At 72.6% G+C, this 15968-nt stretch carries 14 protein-coding genes; 4 read left to right on the top strand and 10 right to left on the bottom strand.

Translation table 11 applies throughout. The annotated features are described in order from the left end of the window. The first annotated feature begins 83 nt into the window (after positions 1–83). Positions 84–266 carry an antitoxin gene (locus AB0B85_RS02475; RefSeq protein ID WP_357402727.1) on the top strand — a complete coding sequence of 61 codons (183 nt, stop codon included), beginning with the start codon at positions 84–86 and terminating at the stop codon, positions 264–266. A gap of 70 nt (positions 267–336) precedes the next feature. Here AB0B85_RS02475 and AB0B85_RS02470 read toward each other — a convergent pair whose 3' ends face one another. Then, a complete protein-coding gene (locus tag AB0B85_RS02470) occupies positions 337–942 on the bottom strand; it encodes a hemerythrin domain-containing protein (RefSeq protein WP_357402725.1) in 606 nt (201 codons plus the stop codon). A 134-nt stretch (positions 943–1076) separates the two neighbouring features. Between AB0B85_RS02470 and AB0B85_RS02465 the strand changes: the two genes are divergently transcribed. Beyond that, positions 1077–2402 (top strand): FUSC family protein, encoded by a 1326-nt coding sequence (locus AB0B85_RS02465; RefSeq protein ID WP_357402723.1) that lies wholly within the window; start codon positions 1077–1079, stop codon positions 2400–2402. 13 nt (positions 2403–2415) lie between these two features. On the opposite strand, the gene AB0B85_RS02460 is transcribed toward AB0B85_RS02465, so the two are convergent. From AB0B85_RS02460 to eccB, 8 genes are all read right to left on the bottom strand, one after another. Then, complete coding sequence (locus tag AB0B85_RS02460) at positions 2416–3060, bottom strand: C39 family peptidase (protein ID WP_357402721.1); 645 nt, start codon at positions 3058–3060, stop codon at positions 2416–2418. Between the two features lie 322 nt (positions 3061–3382). After that, positions 3383–3790 carry a TIGR03618 family F420-dependent PPOX class oxidoreductase gene (locus tag AB0B85_RS02455; RefSeq protein WP_357402719.1) on the bottom strand — a complete coding sequence of 136 codons (408 nt, stop codon included), beginning with the start codon at positions 3788–3790 and terminating at the stop codon, positions 3383–3385. A gap of 31 nt (positions 3791–3821) precedes the next feature. Further along, entirely contained in the window at positions 3822–4163 is a 342-nt protein-coding gene (locus tag AB0B85_RS02450; RefSeq protein ID WP_357402717.1) for a YkvA family protein, read from the bottom strand. A gap of 33 nt (positions 4164–4196) precedes the next feature. After that, positions 4197–4994: a hypothetical protein gene (locus AB0B85_RS02445; RefSeq protein ID WP_357402715.1), complete on the bottom strand. Its 798-nt coding sequence runs from the start codon at positions 4992–4994 to the stop codon at positions 4197–4199. Between the two features lie 154 nt (positions 4995–5148). Continuing rightward, positions 5149–5508, bottom strand: a complete 360-nt coding sequence (locus AB0B85_RS02440; RefSeq protein ID WP_357402713.1) for a hypothetical protein — start codon at positions 5506–5508, stop codon at positions 5149–5151. Positions 5509–5681: 173 nt separating this feature from the next. Then, entirely contained in the window at positions 5682–6977 is a 1296-nt protein-coding gene (locus AB0B85_RS02435; protein ID WP_357402711.1) for a WXG100 family type VII secretion target, read from the bottom strand. Beyond that, positions 6970–7380, bottom strand: a complete 411-nt coding sequence (locus AB0B85_RS02430; protein WP_357402709.1) for a hypothetical protein — start codon at positions 7378–7380, stop codon at positions 6970–6972. Before AB0B85_RS02430 ends, AB0B85_RS02435 begins: the two co-directional genes overlap by 8 nt. Before the next feature lie 46 nt (positions 7381–7426). Beyond that, positions 7427–8926, bottom strand: coding sequence for a type VII secretion protein EccB (eccB, locus tag AB0B85_RS02425; protein ID WP_357402707.1), 1500 nt, complete (start codon positions 8924–8926; stop codon positions 7427–7429). A 162-nt stretch (positions 8927–9088) separates the two neighbouring features. Here eccB and AB0B85_RS02420 point away from each other — a divergent pair, with 162 nt between their 5' ends. Then, positions 9089–10273 (top strand): type VII secretion protein EccE, encoded by a 1185-nt coding sequence (locus AB0B85_RS02420; protein ID WP_357402705.1) that lies wholly within the window; start codon positions 9089–9091, stop codon positions 10271–10273. 13 nt (positions 10274–10286) lie between these two features. Here AB0B85_RS02420 and eccD read toward each other — a convergent pair whose 3' ends face one another. Continuing rightward, positions 10287–11684, bottom strand: coding sequence for a type VII secretion integral membrane protein EccD (gene eccD, locus AB0B85_RS02415; protein WP_357402703.1), 1398 nt, complete (start codon positions 11682–11684; stop codon positions 10287–10289). A gap of 165 nt (positions 11685–11849) precedes the next feature. Here eccD and eccCa point away from each other — a divergent pair, with 165 nt between their 5' ends. Next, positions 11850–15815, top strand: a complete 3966-nt coding sequence (eccCa, locus tag AB0B85_RS02410; protein ID WP_357402701.1) for a type VII secretion protein EccCa — start codon at positions 11850–11852, stop codon at positions 15813–15815. Positions 15816–15968: the final 153 nt, after the last annotated feature.

Raw genomic sequence — 15968 nt, 5'->3', positions numbered from 1 at the left:
TTCGCGGTGTACGCCCTAATCGCCGGTGTTTGCGCTGTCCGGCCAAGGGAACGCGAAGGGACTACCCGAGAAGGAGGAACGCCGTGAGTGACTTCATGGACAAGGCAAAGGACTTCGCTGACAAGCACGACAAGCAGGTCGACCAGGGCATGGAGAAGGCCGGCGACATGGCCGACAAGCGCACCGGCGGCAAGCACGGCGACCAGATCGACAAGGGCGTCGACCAGGCCCAGGCGCGCACCGGTGCGGGCGATCAGGTCCGCTGACGTACCGGACGTCTCCCGGGCCGTCGAGGACTCGGCGGCCCGGGATCGTCCGGTACGGACCGGGCGTGGGTCAGCGTTGCCGTTGCTCGCGTAGCTCGGCGATCGAGGTCGGCCGGTCGCTCAACGCGTCGCGTAGCCGGTCGATCATCCCCGTGCCGGGGGCGAGCAGCTTGTTCGCCGGCGGGTGGTCCGGTGCGCTCGGGTGCGGGCGGGTCGGCGCGATCTTCTTGAACGCCGTTACCTTGCCGGCCAGCTCGACCAGCTCCTCGCGGGCGGTGGCGGCGCGCAGGCGGGGGAAGAGGTCGTTCTCCTCGTCCCGCACGTGGTGGCGGATGGTGCTGGTCAGGTGGGCCAGCAACTCGTCGAAGCGGGGGTCGGACGGGTCGGTCGACTCCAGGTCCTTCATGGTCCGTTCGGCGTCGGCGTGCTCGTCGATCTCGTGCTCGGCGATCTGGTCGCCGTCGGGAAGTGTCTTGCGCGCCGTCGGATAGACGTACGCCTCCTCGGCCACGGCGTGCCGGACCAGCTCGGCGATCACCACGTCGGCGAGTTGGCGGCGGTACTCGGGCGTGCCCTGCCGCGTCTCCAACTCGACGAAGAGGGTCTCGACCTCGCGGTGATCGGCGACCAGGATGTCGACGACATCCTGCTCACCAGTGGTCTGTGTATTGCTCATCTGGGCCCCTTACCGGTTGCGGACGGTGGGTGTGTGGCCCCTGGTACCCCGCAGCGATCGGGCAAACCTACGGACGCCGATGGATTCGTCGGCGACCCGCTGTTCAGGCGGCCACCGTCGGGGTAACCGCCGCCATGGCCGACGACCGTCCACCCGCCGACCGCGAGCAGTCGCGGCTCGACGACGCCGCCCAGCGCAGCGGCCGGGCGGTCCGACGGGCGCGGCACCGCAGCGGGCAGGCCGGCCGGATCCGGGCCCGACAGTGGGAGGTCACTCTGGTGATCTCCCTCCAGGCCGGACTGGCCGCCGCGATCGCCGCGCTGCTCGCCAAGAGTCTGCTCGGCACCGGATCGCACGTCTTCGCGCCCGCCGCCGCCGTCGGTACGATCGCCACCGCCATCGGACAGCGGGCCCGGCGTACCTTCGCTCTGCTGGCCGGAGTGGCCCTGGGCATCATCATCGGCGACACGCTGCGTTTCCTGCTCGGCTCCGGCCCGTGGCAGACCGGTGTGGTGGTCGCGCTGGCCATCGCCGCCGCGTTGCTGGTGGCCGGCAAGGGCGGCCCGCTGGTCGGCCAGGCCGGCGGTACCGCCGTGCTGATCGCCACGCTGGCGCCGATGGAACGAGGCCTGGAACTGCCCCGGATCTTCGACGCGCTCGTCGGCGGGGCGGTCGGCCTGGTGGTGGTAGCACTGCTGCTGCCGATCAACCCGATGCGTGTGCTGGACCGGGCCGCGGCGCCGATCTACGCGACCCTCTGCGCGCAGCTCGACGCCCTGGCCGGCGCGCTGCGGAAACGCGACGAGGAGGGGACGTTGCGCGTCCTGGAGCGGCTGCGTGACACCGACGACGACCTGGGTCGGCTGCACGACGCGCTCAGCGGCGCGGAGGAGGTGGTGACCATCGCGCCGGTCCGCTGGCACCGCCGCGAGCAGTACCACAGGTACGCCCGCAGCGCGGACCACCTGGAGCGGCTGCTGCTGGACACCCGCGCCCTGGCCCGCTGGGCGACGACCGCGCTGCAGTACGACGAACCCATCCCGCACGAGTTGCCGGACGCGATGAGCCGGTTGGGTCAGGCGGTGGAAAAAATGCGGACGGAGTGCCGGGTGGGGGATGACCCGAAGTGCACCCGCCGGTTGGTCGAGGAGTGCGCCGAACTGGCCGGGCGGGCCTCCGCGAGCGGGCTCAAGTCGTTCGGCGAGTCGCTCGTCACCGGGTTGCGGACGTCGGCCAGTGACCTGCTCCGGGCGTCCGGTTGCGAACCCGACGACGCCAATCGGATCGTGCGGCGGGCGGCCGGCGTCGGCGTGGCCGAAGTCCACCCACCGGTCCGACGACATCTGCGGCGGGTCCGTCCGACCCGGGCCGCCCGGTTTCGTCGTCGTACGCACCTGGCCGCCCGGATGCGCGACGACAGCCGGGCCGGCCGCCCCGCGAGGGAGCGACCGGCCCGGTGACCGGTTCGGGTTGTCAGGCGGAGTAGCCGCGCTCGGCGATCCAGTTGGCGACCTTGGGCAGGCTTACCCAGTACTCGCCGAGGGCCGGGTCGGCCGGGTCGGCGACCCGGATGGCGTCGCCACCGTCGCGGTAGCCGACGAGCGCCACGTAGTGGCCGCCCTCGTACGAGTGCGGGTTGCCGTCGACGTCCACTGTTGTGCCCTTGATGTTCGCCACCACCGGTCGGCCGGCGTCCACCGCGGCCAGCACGTTGTGGCGCAACTGCTCGACCTGGTCCGGGCGGGCCACCGAGTCACGAATCTCAGTGGTCCGGTACTTGCCGCCGGTCAGTTCGTTGAGCACCCGGGTGGTGTCCAGCGCCGAGGGGGTGCCCGCCTCGGTGGTGCCCAGCAGCCTGGCCACCGCGTCCTGGGTGAATGTCTTGCCCTGGGCGGACAACGCGATCCGCGTCGCGGCCGGGCCGCAGTAGAAGAAGTTGGGCTGAGCCTGGTAGTCGATGCTCAGGACTCGCTCGGCGGACCGATCGGTCTGGCTCGACGGTGCCGGTGCGGCCGGTGCCGGTGCGGCCTGGGCGGCTACCGCCGGGCCGAGGGCGCAACCCCCGGCGACAAGCATGCCGACGACGGACAGTCCGCTCTTCTGGATGATCGGGTTCATTGTCGAGTCTCCGTTCGGGGGTTGTGCGCCTCCGACCGTCGGAGGGCAGCAGCACCGGGAATGGCGCTCGGCTCAGCACGCGGCGACGACCAGCGGCCGGTCTCGGCCCTGGGTGTCCCGGGTAGGTAACGGCTCTGCGATGGCGGGCATTCCGCCGGTCCGGGGGTGCGGGCGCCGCGGACCAGGTGCAACGACTGCCGGTGGGCGCGGATTCCGGGCGCGCTGCCGGGCCCGGCTACGGGGTGGTCAGCCGAGGTCAGGCGACAAGCGGAAGGTCATCCGGTCCAAACAGTCGGACAAAACGGGCGTCGCCCGCCTGGAATCACAAACTGCCCAGCAGCCCGTTGACGGTGATCTCGATGACGACCCGTTCCGGATTCGGGCGGGGGGTCCGATACCTCTCGGCGTAGCGGCGCTCCGCGTCGGCCACGGCGGCCCGATCCGACCGCAGCACCGCGCGGCCCTCGATCGTCAGCCAGCGGCGGCCGTCCACCTGGCAGACCGCCACCGCCGCGCCGGCCGCGCCGGCAGCGGCCACCTGGCGGGCCTTACGGGAGCCGCCAGAGGTGATGACCCGGGCCAACCCGGCCGCTGGGTCGAGGGTCACCCCGACCGGTACGACGTGCGGGGTCCCGTCCGCACGAATCGTGGTCAGGGTCGCGAGGTGCCGTTCCGCGCAGAAGGCGACAACCCGCTCGTCGTGCACGTCCAACCGATGATCGCCCGCCATGCCCGTCCCCTGTTCACCGAACCGACCCCGATCATGGCACCTGACGGCGTGCCCGCTCCCGATCGACCGCCGAATCCGGTTGGCCGGGTAGTTGGCGGCCGGCTGCCCGGCGCTTGTGTACCAGCCGGGTGAGGTAGATCAGCGCGGCGGCCAGGACCCCCATGTCGTCCAGGTAGATCGGATCCGGCAGCACGTCCACCGGGAAGATCGTGTAGATCAGCGCGCCGTAGAAGGCGACCTTGCCGCCCGCGCCGAGCCCGGTCAGCAGCCGGCGCGTACGCACCACCCGCACCGCCAGCACCACGGCACCGACAAGCGTGGCGAGCGCCAGGATGCCGGCGATCACCACGAGGACCCACGCCTGTCGGGACATGCCGTCACGTTAACCCACCGGGAGTCGCGCGGCTCAGAACGCGGGCACCGCCGCGCGGCCACGGGCGGCGACCTTGTTCTCCCGGGTCTGCTCGACCGACGGCTTGGCCACCTCGCTCAGCGGCAGCACCGACGCCGACTCCGCCACCCGTCGCCCGGTGGCGGCGTGGGCCTCCTCGCGCAGACTGCGGGCCGCCGCCACGGCCAGCTCGGCCGCCCGCCAGGCAACCTGCTCCTGCTCGCGGGCCGTGGCGTGCCGGGCCGCCAGGTTGTCCCGGATCGCCCGCCGCAGCACCAGTTCCTGCGCGACCGGGTGCAGCCGAGGGTCCCAGCCGTCCCGGTGCGCGAAGACGTCGCTGAGCTGCTCCACCGACAACTCCCGCCGCCAGTACGCGTCGAGCGCGGCCCGGTGCAGGTAGCGCTCGCGGTCCGCGTACTCGGCGGGAGTGCGGGCGGTCTGCGGCAGTGGCATGGCGGCTGCCGCGTCGAGTCGCCGGACGGCCGCCTCGGCCTCCTCGTACCTCTGCCAGGCTGCCTCGACCGCCTCCTGCGCGGCCACCCACTCCGTTCGGCGGCGCTGAGCGGTGGTGGTCGCCCGCGCCGCGGCCACGGCGACCTCCTGCGCGTACCGGCTCTGCTCACGCTCCTCCTGCACCTGTTCGAGTTGGCTCGGCATGGCCGCGCGGCGGATCCGGGCAACCGGATCGAGGCGGAGCCGGCCGGGCCGGAGCAGCAGGGCGGCGACGGTGACGCCGACGAGCCCGAGCAGGCTCAGCCAGATGACGGCAGCCCGGGACAGATCGGGCAGGGCGGCGGAGAGGAGGGATTGCATGATCAGCACCTCGCGGTCGAAGGCGGGTATCGACGGGTGGTAGGAGGGGCCCGACGGCAACTGTCAGCCGGGTGACGGGAGCATCCCGCCGGGGGCGACTCAGCTGCTGCCACGGATTGCCCGGGACCGGGGCCCGGGGATCACCGGGCCAGGATCAGCGGACGGGTGGGCCGCGTCGCGCGGGGGTGCCACGGCCGGGATCGATGGCCGGGGCCGGAACCATGCCCGCCGCGACCAGCCCGGTCGCCGCGGTGGTGTCCGCCAGGCCAGCCGGGCGGACGGCAGCGGGCGGGCCCGCCTGCTCGGTGGACGGCGTGGCATCGGGACGGACACTTGCCACCCGGCTGCTCACGGCACTGGGCCGGAGCTGCGTCGGGGTGGGCGGTGGGGTCGCGGCGAGGACGCCGCCCAGGCCGACCGCGAGCACCAGCGCGGTGATCGCCAGACGGGTCAGCTCACGCAGTGACCGCAGCACAGCCCAACGGGCCGGGCGGACAAACACTGCGGACGACACCCGACCAACCTAACGCCTGCCCTGCCGGGCCGCAGCACGACGATGGCCCGGGCCGGCGTGACCGCCACCACCCTGTGCACTATGGAGGGTGGGATCGACACCTGGAAAAGGCGGTGCCCCCGGGCCGGATCGGTCCGGCCGGGGGCACCGCGTGTGCGCCTGTGCGGTATTGGTCAGTTGCCGGTGCCGAGCACCGGCGGCGCGGCGTTCCTGCCGTCGTGCCACACCATCTCGTCCTCGGTCAACCAGGTCAGCCGCTCGTCGGAGTCGTCGTCCTCCGGGCGACCTCGCCCGCCGAGCACGCCGGCACCGTTGCGGCCGGAGCCCGAACCACCGGTCGCCGCCGACCGGCCACCGCTGCCGCCACGCTGGCCGTCCACGCTGCGGCCGATGCCGCTGGCGGACCGCCCTTCGGCCGGGGGCGCCCCACCGGTCGGCCGGCCCGAGGGGGTGGGGGTGCTGTTGCTCGAACCGGCGAGCGCCGCGGTGCGCAGGACCCCGCCGGCGGGTGATCCACCTGGCGCCGCGTAGAGCAGCCCGGGGCCGGTGCTCACGGCGGTGGTCAGCGGGGCCGCCCCGGACAGGCCGGCCAGCCCGGCGGCGGCACCACCGGTGAGCAGTGCGGTGCTGGCGAGCGGATCCGCACCGGCGAGCACGGTGCCGCGCGGGTCGGAGCCGCCGACAGCGCCGTGCGGACCGGCGGCCACGGCAGGCGTGCCAGCGGTGACCGAGCCACCCCGGTCGGAGACCGAGCCGTCACCGGCGACCGGCGGTGCGGCGGCGCGTTCGAGTTTCGTGATTGTCGCGTCGCCGGTGTACGCGCTGACGCCACTGCTGCCCGGCCCGGCGCTCGCCCTGGCGACGGCCCCGACGCTCTGCGGAGTCGTCGGCTCCGTGTTGAGCCGGTTCGGGATGTCCGGGTCCGGCGGCGGCGGATCGACCACCCGGTCGTACGCGGACATCTCGTAGCCGTCGGCCAACTCGGCCACCAGGTTGACCATCCGCTGGTGGGCCTTCTCCTGCTCCTGCTTGTCCTGCTGGTGGCCCACGAAGCCCATGACCACCGCACCGGGCAGACCGAAGGTGGTGGCACCCTTGATCGTGCCGGAGATCGCCTTGTCGTTGTCGTCGGTCTCCTCTGGGCTCTCGGCCTGCTTGTGCGCGGTGCGCAGATGGTCGGCCATCATCGTGAGCCCCTGCTTGATGCCCGCCATCCCCTCACTCAGGGCGTCGGAGTGGGCCACGATCAGGCTGAGTCGCCGATGGAACTCCCGACCCGCGGAACCCGTCCAGGTGTTGCCGAGCTTCTCCAGGTCGCCGCTCAACTCCCGGCCGAGCCCGTCGAGGATTCCCTTGAGCTCGGCCCACTGGGCGGCGACGCCCTCGATCTGCTCCGGCTTACCGGCCATCACGCCGTCGTACAGCTGCTGATGGCTGCTGCCCTGGTAGCGCGCGGTGTACTCAGACACGGCCGTTCTCCTTCGGCTGCAACGCCCGATCGACTCCGGTCAGCGCCCCGGACACATCTGTGGCGTTGGCGGCGTTACGCGCCTCGGCGGTGCGGTAGTTGGTCAGAATCGTGCTGGTGGCCTGCTGCGCCGCCAGCACCGCCTGCCGGATCCGTTCGGCTTCGTTCACATAGGACTGGTGCACTTCGGTGTAGCGACGCGCCTTGTCGGTGGCGTCGAAGAACGACCCCAACGCCGGTGGACGGCACTGCATCTCGCTGTTGAGTTTGCGCAGCACCGACTCGACCTGGCTCAACCGCGAAGCAAGGTTATGGTGAAAGTCCTCAAGGGACAGCAGGTCAACTTCCGTACGCCCGGTCATGGCAACATCCCCGTCGTTCTGGTTGACAACCGTCAGCGACATTCAGGTTAGTCCACCGCCGCTCTTCGGTGCGACCCGTCACGGCTGCTCAGCCGTTGCCCCCGGTCGATCCCGCCGGCGTCCCGCCACCCGCGCCACCGGCCGGCGGCGCGGCTACCGGCGGTGCGGCCGGGGCCGGGGCGTCGGGTGCGAAGACCGCCATAGCGTTCTCCTGGGTGAGGGTGGGCCCGGTCGGGATCAGTGCGAGCAGCGAGCCGGGCACCGCCAGCGGGGTGATCCCGGCATAGCCGAGCACGTCAAGCGTCGCCGCCGAGCCGAGCGGATACCGGATGCCCTGCGGGGTGATCAGGTAGATCGTCGACCCGGCGGCGCCGGCTCCACTGGTCCCGGCACCGGGCGAGGCCTGCGCGACGACGCCCTTGCCGCCGGGCAGCAGCACCGCCTCGGCGGTGCGGACGGCGTCCCGCCTGGTCTGGGGCACCGGCACCGGGCCTGGACCGCTCCCGGTCAGCTCGGCCGGCGCCCGGTCGAAGACCTCGAGGGTGGTGGTCGGCTGGCCGCCCGCGCTGCCCGCCCGGTACGTCGCGCAGATCGTGGTCTGGCCGGGCCTGGCCTGGTAGACGGCGGGCAACGCCGTCGGCAGCCCCTCCTCGTCGACGCGCTGCTCGACGTAGAGTTCGCCGGCCTGATCCGGGGTGATGTCGGTGATCTGGCCACCGCCGCGGACCATCAACAGCGCGGTGATCTCACTGATCGGGGCGAGACCTTCGCGGGTCAGTACGTAGTGCTGCCCGGCGGCGCTGAACACCTGACCGATGACGGCGGGCCGGCCGGCCACCCTCCGTACGCTGCTCTCGCCCTCGCCGGGCAGCGTCGGTTTGCGCAGCGGTGGCCCGGCCGGCACGGCGTTGAGCAGCTGCTGACCGACCCGGAGCGGAGTGGCGCGGGACATCTTCAGCGCGGTGATCGTCGGATCTCCGTCGAGCACCTGGAGTCGGGAGTTGTTGGCGAGCAGGTACCGCTGATCGTCCATCACGACGAGCACCGCGCGGTCACCGAGCGGCACGCCGCCGGGCAGCGCCCGGTCGATCACCAAACGGGTGCTTGATCGCGCGGGATCGACCGGGTCGGGCACGTCGCAGACCGACCAGGGCAGGCCGGTGAGCGACTTGCGGTCCGGCAGGGCGTCCGGTGCCCCGACGATGCCGAGGGTGAGCCCGCGCGGCTGGTCCCGCAGTGCCGCCTGGGACATCGTCCGCGCCGTGGCGTCCGGCTGGTTCAGCACCAGGCGGGCCGAGGTGTAGTTGAGGGTCGGGTGCAGCTGCCCGTTCATGAAGACGTACGTCGCACCGGTCTCCCGTTCGATGACCAGGGTCTGGTCCTTCAGCGGCACGGTGTTACCTGTCAACTGGCCGTAGGCACCAACCCCACCGAGCACGATGGCCGCGGTGATGACGCTGCCGAAGACGGCCATGCCGAGCCGTCGCATCGGGAGGTTGGTGGTCTCCGGGTCGCCCGACAGCAGCGCGGAGACGATCCGGCGGGTGACGAAGCGGTACGCCTGCACCTGATCGCGGCGGGTCCGCATGACTTACCTCCGGCGGGGTGTTTCCGCGACGATCAGGTCGGGGTGCCGTCGCGGGCTTCCCTACGATAAGGGGCCGACGGAGGTTCCTCGGGACCACCGTTCGTGGTCGGCACCGGACCGACCCCGGTGCAGAGCCGTACCGTGCAGGAGGGACAGTCAGCGATGACGCAGGTTCAGGCGCGACCCGCCCGAGCGGCCACCGACCAGACCGAGGTGGTGGCGCGTTCGGCGCCGACCGGCCGACCCGGTCGTGGTCGGCTCGGTCCGGTGCTTGTCGGTCAGCTCGTCGTGCTTGAGTTGTGCGTGCTCGGCGTCTGGGCCGCGTCGGCCGGGCCCAGTTGGCTGCTCGGCGTGGCGGCTGGCGTGGCGGCGCTCGTCGTCGCGGCCACCTTCGCCCGTCGTGGGGGCCTCTGGTGGTTCGAGGACCTGCTGTTGCGTGGGCGTCTGCGGCGGCGCGCCGAGCGGGCGTCGGGGGCGCTGGGGGGCGGCCTGGCGGGCGACCCGCGGTTGGCGGCACTCGCCCCCGAGCTGAGCGTGATCGAGCTGACCGACCGCGGCACGCGACTCGGTATCGGGCGCGACGACGGGGGTTGGTTCGCGGCCGTCGCGGTGCAGCCCGCTAGCGGTGCGGCAGTCGGTTCGGTGACCGCGTCCACAGTCGACAGGGTGGTGCGGGTGCTCGCGGACTTCAGCGCCCCGGTCTCCCGTAGCCAGGTGGTCGCGCACACCCTGGTGTGGTACCCGGCGCCCGGTGCGCCACCGGCGGCGCACCGGACCGTCTGGGTGGCGCTACGGCTTACCGTCGGCGATGCCCGCGCGGAGGCGGTGAGCCGGGGCGGTGGACTCGCCGGGGTGCACCGCACGATGGCCGCCGGAATCGGTCGACTGGGCAAGGCGCTGACCTCGGCGGGGCTGGCCCACCGGCCACTCAACCGGGACGAGTTGCGGGCCGCCATCGTCTCGGCCGCCGGGCTGGACCTGGGACCGGAGGCGCCGACGGAGACCTGGCACGGGCTGCGCGGCGGTGGCTGGACCCATCGTTGCCTGGTGTTGCGCGGTCGGGCGGAGGTACCGCTCGGCCCGCTCGTGGACGCGATCACCGCGACCTCCGCGCCGTCGCACACGGTGGCCGTGACGGTCTCGGCGGACGGTCGGGTGGCGTCGCCGCTGTTGCGGGTCGCGGCGATGGACAACCACGTCGAGGCGCTGGTCAAGGTGGTCCGCGACATCGCCCAGCGAGCCGGCACGTCCACCCGGCCCATGGACGGTCGGCACGGGCCGGGCGTCTACGCCACCGCTCCGGTCGCGTCGGCGCTCGGCGTCTCCGCCCGTCCGCAGCCGCAGTGACCGGCGCGGCCGGTCAGGGCCGGAGGTTGACGATCCAGCCGTAGAGGCCGCAGACCCAGAAGGCGAGCGGGACCAGCGCGATGATCAGCAGGATCTCGGCGATGTCGAGCAGCCGACCCCAGACCGGCGAGATGCGCTTGCCGGCGACGGTCAACCCGTAGATCAGGCTGACCACGGCGGCCAGCACCAGCCCGCCCAGGATCAGCCCGAGCCGCACCGACAGCGACCCGCCGGCGAACGTGGCGGCGGCGGCCAGGCCCAGCCCCACGGTGCCGGCGAGCAGCACTGGGGTGCGCTGGGCGCGGCCCAGCAACGGCCGGCCCCGGAGCATCGACAGCAGGGCCAGCACCAGGCACAACAGCACCGCCGACCCACGGCCGTCCAGGGCGAGCACGAACTGCGCACCCAGCACCAGCACCGCGACCGTCCACAACAATCCGGTGATGAACTGGTCGGCGCGCTCGCTGCGCTGGAGCACCTGCCGGCCGTCGACCGACTCGCTGTCGGTCTTCAGGTCCTCCGGACCGGTCGGGATCGAGGGCACCGGCAGTCGCGCCAGTCGGTAGGCCACCATCGGCAGGGCCGGCACCACGCCGAAGGCGACAGTCGCCACCACCGCCGCGGCGGCCGGCGCGTCGAGGCCGAACGCCAGGCAGAGCAGCGCGCCCATCCCGGTGGCGGCGCCCACCCCGATCGCGGCGAAGAAGAGCGGATAGCGGTCGCCGACCGCCAACACGGCGACCGCGCCGGCAACCACCGCGGCGGTCGCCGCGAGCAGCACATGCGGGCTGGCCAACTCGGTGAGGGGCCGGTCACCGGCGAGCAGCAGCAGTCCGCCGACGGCGGCGTACCCGAGGGCGACCACGGCCAGCACCGCGCCGGTGCGGCTGTCGGCGGCGGCCCGGGACAGCACCGCCGCGCCGACGAGCAAGGCCACCGCCACCAGCACGGCGGCCAGTGCGCCGGGCAGGTGCGGCGGGCCGGCGAAGAGGGCGGCGAGCGCACCGGCACCGAGCGCCGACGCCGCGAAGACCACGGCGAAGGAGCGGGTCGCACCGACCTGCCAGGCGCCGGGGCGGTTGTTGGTAGCGGTGGCGACGGCATCCACCACGTCGTCGAAGACGATCTCCGGCGCGGCCGCGGACCGGGGGTTGAAGTAGAGCACCTCACCGTCACGGACGCTGAGCTGCGCGGCGGTACGGCCACCGTCGAGCGGCGCACCGCCCAATCTGGACAGTGCCCAGCCGCCGTGCCGCGCACCCTCGTCGGCCAGGTCCTCGCCGGCATAGCGCAGCAGGGTGGGGAGCAGGTCGGCCATCGGCACGTCCGACGGCAGTGCCAGATCCATCCGGGTACGCGGAGCCACGATGGTGATCCGGCTCAGCCCACCGGTCGCCGTCTTCGTCGCCACAGTGGCCTCCAGGTGTGCGTCGGTGCTCGGCTGGCCGCGATGCCGCGCTCCGGGTCCACCGCGCCCACGGCAGATTACCTACGATGGCGGGCACGTACGATGCCCACCCGCGGGCTACGGTCCGCGGCGGCACGTCAGCAGGCCGCTTCTGGGGAGGAAACAGCCGTGAGCACTGTGGTGTTCCGTCGGCTCTCGCGTCAGCCGGGACCGGCTCTACCACGCGGCGAGGTGCTGCTGGAGTCCCCTCCCGAGCTGCCCGAGCCGACGCCCCGCGGGATGGGGCAGCTGCTCATGATCCTGCCGATGTTCTGCGGGGTCGGCGCGATGGCGTTCCTCTACGCCGGCAAGGGCGGCGGCATGATGACGTACGTCGCCGGTGGCCTCTTCGGCGTCTCGATGCTCGGCATGGCGATCGGTTCGCTCGCCAACAACGGCGGCAAGGACAAGGCCGAGCTGAACGCCGACCGGCGCGACTACATGCGCTACCTGGCCCAGATGCGCAAGCGCACCCGGCGGGCCGCGGAGCAGCAGCGGGCGGCGATGACCTGGCGGCACCCGGAGCCCGACGCGCTCTGGTCGATCGCCGCGTCGCGGCGGCTGTGGGAGCGACGGACCACCGAGGACGACTTCGGCGAGACCCGGATCGCGCTCGGCCCGCAGCGACTGGCAGTGGAGATCGTCCCACCGGAGACGAAGCCGGTGGAGGACCTGGAGCCGATGAGCGCCATCGCGCTGCGCCGGTTCGTCCGCGCCCACTCCACAGTTCCCGAGCTGCCGACCGCGTTGTCGGTGCGCGCGTTCAGTCGGGTGGCGTTGCGCGGTGACCGCACGCCCGTGCTCGACCTGACCCGGGCGGCGCTCGGGCAGCTGGCCACCTTCCACGCCCCGGACGACCTGGTGATCGCGGTGGTCGCCGCGCCGGACCGGCAGCCGTCCTGGGACTGGGTGAAGTGGCTGCCGCACGCCCACCACCGCGGGCGTACGGACGCCGCGGGTGCCCGCCGGCTGGTCTTCGCCAGTCTGGCCGAGGCCGAGGAGTCGCTCACCGCCGAGCTGGCCGGGCGGCCCCGGTTCGCGCCCGAGGCCAAGCCGTTGACCACAGCACCGCACCTGGTCGTGGTGATCGACGGTGGCGAGATCTCCCCGACCTGCCAACTGGTGGGCCCGGGGCTGCTCGGCACCACGGTGATCGACCTGTCCGGGACGGTGCCCCGCGACGCCGGTCGCTGGCTGCTCTGCCTGGACGTGGCCGACGGAAACTCACTCGACCTGGTCCGGGGCAGCTCGTCGTCGCCGCTGGGTCGCCCCGACCGGCTCAGCGCCGAGGCGGCCGAGGGGCTGGCCCGGCAGATCGCCCCCTATCGCCTCTCCCAGCAGCAGACCAGCAGCGATGAGCCGCTGGCGCGCAGCATGGAGCTGCCGGACCTGCTCGGGGTGGGCGACGCGGCGACTGTGGACGTGCAGCACACCTGGCGACCGCGCGGTCACCGGGACCGGCTGCGGATCCCGCTCGGCGTCGGCCCGGACGGCAACGTGGTCGAACTCGACTTCAAGGAGTCCGCGCACGAGGGCATGGGCCCCCACGGCCTGGTGATCGGTGCCACCGGCTCCGGCAAGAGCGAGCTGCTCCGTACGGTGGTGGCCGCCCTGGCGGTGACCCACTCCTCGGAGGAGCTGAACTTCGTCCTGGTGGACTTCAAGGGCGGCGCGACGTTCGCCTCGCTGGAGGCGCTGCCGCACACCAGCGCGGTGATCACCAACCTGGCCGACGAGTTGCCGCTCGTCGACCGGATGCGCGATGCGCTCGCCGGTGAGATGGTGCGCCGGCAGGAGTTGCTGCGGGCGGCGGGCAACTACGTGTCCCGCTTCGAGTACGAGAAGGCGCGGGCGGCCGGTGAGCCGCTGGCCCCGATGCCGAGCTTGTTGATCATCTGTGACGAGTTCAGCGAGTTGCTCGCCGCCAAGCCCGACTTCATCGACCTGTTCGTGATGATCGGCCGGCTGGGCCGGTCGCTGGGCGTGCACCTGCTGCTGGCCAGCCAGCGGCTCGAAGAGGGCAAGCTGCGGGGTCTGGACACCCACCTGTCGTACCGGATCGGTCTGCGGACGTTCTCGGCGGTGGAGAGCCGGATCGTGCTCGGGGTGCCGGACGCGTACGAGCTGCCGAACGCGCCCGGCCACGGCTACCTGAAAACGGACACCAGCACCATGCTGCGGTTCCGGGCCGCGTACGTGTCCGGGGCGTACCGGGCGCCGGGGCAACAGGCCGCCGCGTCGCAGGCGCTGGTGCAGCGCCGGATCGTGCCGTACGGCCTGGACTTCATCGCGGCACAGACGCCGCAGATGCCGGTGAACAGCGCGCCGGAGCCCGAGCAGCCGGCCGACGGCAAGGCCGTGGCGATGCTCGACGTGCTCATCGGTCAGCTCAAGGGGCGGGGCCGCCCGGCCCACCAGGTGTGGCTCCCGCCGTTGGCCGACCCGCCTGGTCTGGGTGAGCTGCTCGGCCCGCTGGCCGTCGACCCGACCTACGGGCTGTGCACCGCCTCCTGGCCGGGGCGCGGGCGGCTGACAGTGCCGGTCGGGGTGGTGGACCGCCCGTACGAGCAGCGCCGTGACCCGATGATGGTCGAGCTGGCCGGGGCCGGCGGCAACGTGGTCATCGTCGGCCGGTCGCTCAGTGGCAAGAGCACCATGCTGCGTACGCTGCTCGCCTCGCTGGCGCTCACCCACACCCCACGGGAGGCGCAGTTCTTCTGCCTGGACTTCGGCGGCGGCGCGCTGCGCAGCCTGGAGCGCCTGCCGCACATGGCCGGGGTGGCCGGTCGGCGGGACGTCGAGGCGGTACGCCGGACGGTGGCCGAGGTGGTCGCCGTGCTCGACGACCGGGAGACGCGCTTCGCCCAGCACGGCATCGACTCGGTGGCCAGTTACCGCCGTCGTCGGGCGGCCGGTGAGTTCGCCGACGATCCGTTCGGTGACGTGTTCCTGGTGGTGGATGGGTGGAACACGCTGCGCCAGGACTACGAGGAGCTGGAGCAGACCATCACCACGCTCGCCAACCGGGGTCTCGGCTTCGGCGTGCACGTGGTGCTGACCGCGGTGCGGTGGGCGGAGATCCGGATCAACATGCGCGATCTGCTCGGTACCAAGTTGGAGCTGCGGCTCGGTGACCCGTCCGAGTCCGAGATCGACCGCCGCGCGGCGATGAACGTGCCGGAGAAGTCGCCGGGTCGTGGCCTGACCCGGGACAAGCTGCATTTCCTCACCGCCGTCTCCCGGCTCGACGGTCGTCGGGACATCGACGACCTGAGCGAGGCGTCGCTGGCCCTGGCCGGGCATGTGGCCACGAACTGGCCGGGTCGTCCGGCTCCGAAGGTGCGGCTGCTGCCCCGCCGGTTGCCGGTGGCCGAGCTGGCCCGGATCATCGACCGGTCGGCGCCAGGTCTGCCGATCGGTGTCAACGAGTCGGCGCTCGCGCCGGTCTACCTGGATCTGGCGAACGAGCCGCACCTGACGGTCTTCGGCGACGCCGAGTGCGGCAAGACCAACCTGCTGCGGCTGATCGCCCGGGGCATCACCGAGCGGTACACGCCCGCCCAGGCGCGGCTGGTCATCGCCGACTACCGGCGTGGCCTGCTGGGCGCGGTGGAGGGCGACCATCTGCTCGACTACGCCCCGTCCAACCAGGCGTTCGCCCAGGGGCTGGCGTCGATCCGCAGCGCGCTGTCCAACCGGTTGCCCGGCCCGGACGTGACCACCGCGCAGTTGCGCGACCGCAGCTGGTGGAAGGGTCCCGACCTGTACATCCTGGTGGACGACTACGACCTGGTGGCCTCCGGCGGGAGCAACCCGCTCAGTTCGCTGCAGGAGTTGTTGCCGCAGGCCCGGGACATCGGTCTGCACCTGATCGTCACGCGTCGCGTCGGCGGGGTGTCGAGGGCGCTCTACGAGCCGGTGCTACAGCGGTTGCGCGAGCTTGACTCGCCGGGCCTGCTGATGTCCGGCAACCGGGAGGAGGGCGCCGTGTTCGGCACTCTGCGCCCGAGTCCGCAACCGCCGGGTCGGGGCACCCTCATCCGTCGTCGTGATGGCCAGCAACTGATTCAGACGGCGTGGTCCGAACCGTCCTGAGTGGTGTGACTGTCGGGCCGATCCACCGCCGTCCATCGCACGGTGCCGAGCAGGGCTGCGGATGCTCGACTGGTTCCGCTACGGTCTTCACTGGAGTGTCCGTCGGTGGGGTGTTGCTGCCTTGCCGCGGGGGAGGGGTGCGGCGAAGCCGCC

Origin of the sequence: Micromonospora sp. NPDC049044, assembly GCF_040649215.1 — a bacterium.
Classification (GTDB): Bacteria; Actinomycetota; Actinomycetes; order Mycobacteriales; family Micromonosporaceae; genus Micromonospora.
The sequence above is the reverse complement of the archived record's forward strand: the minus strand, read 5'-3'. Positions and strand labels throughout refer to the sequence as shown.

What these genes read in the sequence shown, in the direction of transcription:
- AB0B85_RS02460 (WP_357402721.1), bottom strand. Translation starts at nt 3,060, where the DNA reads ATGAACCCGATCATCCAGAAGAGCGGACTGTCCGTCGTCGGCATGCTT.
- AB0B85_RS02420 (WP_357402705.1), top strand. Translation starts at nt 9,089, where the DNA reads ATGACGCAGGTTCAGGCGCGACCCGCCCGAGCGGCCACCGACCAGACC.
- AB0B85_RS02470 (WP_357402725.1), bottom strand. Translation starts at nt 942, where the DNA reads ATGAGCAATACACAGACCACTGGTGAGCAGGATGTCGTCGACATCCTG.
- AB0B85_RS02455 (WP_357402719.1), bottom strand. Translation starts at nt 3,790, where the DNA reads ATGGCGGGCGATCATCGGTTGGACGTGCACGACGAGCGGGTTGTCGCC.
- AB0B85_RS02430 (WP_357402709.1), bottom strand. Translation starts at nt 7,380, where the DNA reads ATGTCGCTGACGGTTGTCAACCAGAACGACGGGGATGTTGCCATGACC.
- eccB (WP_357402707.1), bottom strand. Translation starts at nt 8,926, where the DNA reads ATGCGGACCCGCCGCGATCAGGTGCAGGCGTACCGCTTCGTCACCCGC.
- AB0B85_RS02445 (WP_357402715.1), bottom strand. Translation starts at nt 4,994, where the DNA reads ATGCAATCCCTCCTCTCCGCCGCCCTGCCCGATCTGTCCCGGGCTGCC.
- AB0B85_RS02465 (WP_357402723.1), top strand. Translation starts at nt 1,077, where the DNA reads ATGGCCGACGACCGTCCACCCGCCGACCGCGAGCAGTCGCGGCTCGAC.
- AB0B85_RS02450 (WP_357402717.1), bottom strand. Translation starts at nt 4,163, where the DNA reads ATGTCCCGACAGGCGTGGGTCCTCGTGGTGATCGCCGGCATCCTGGCG.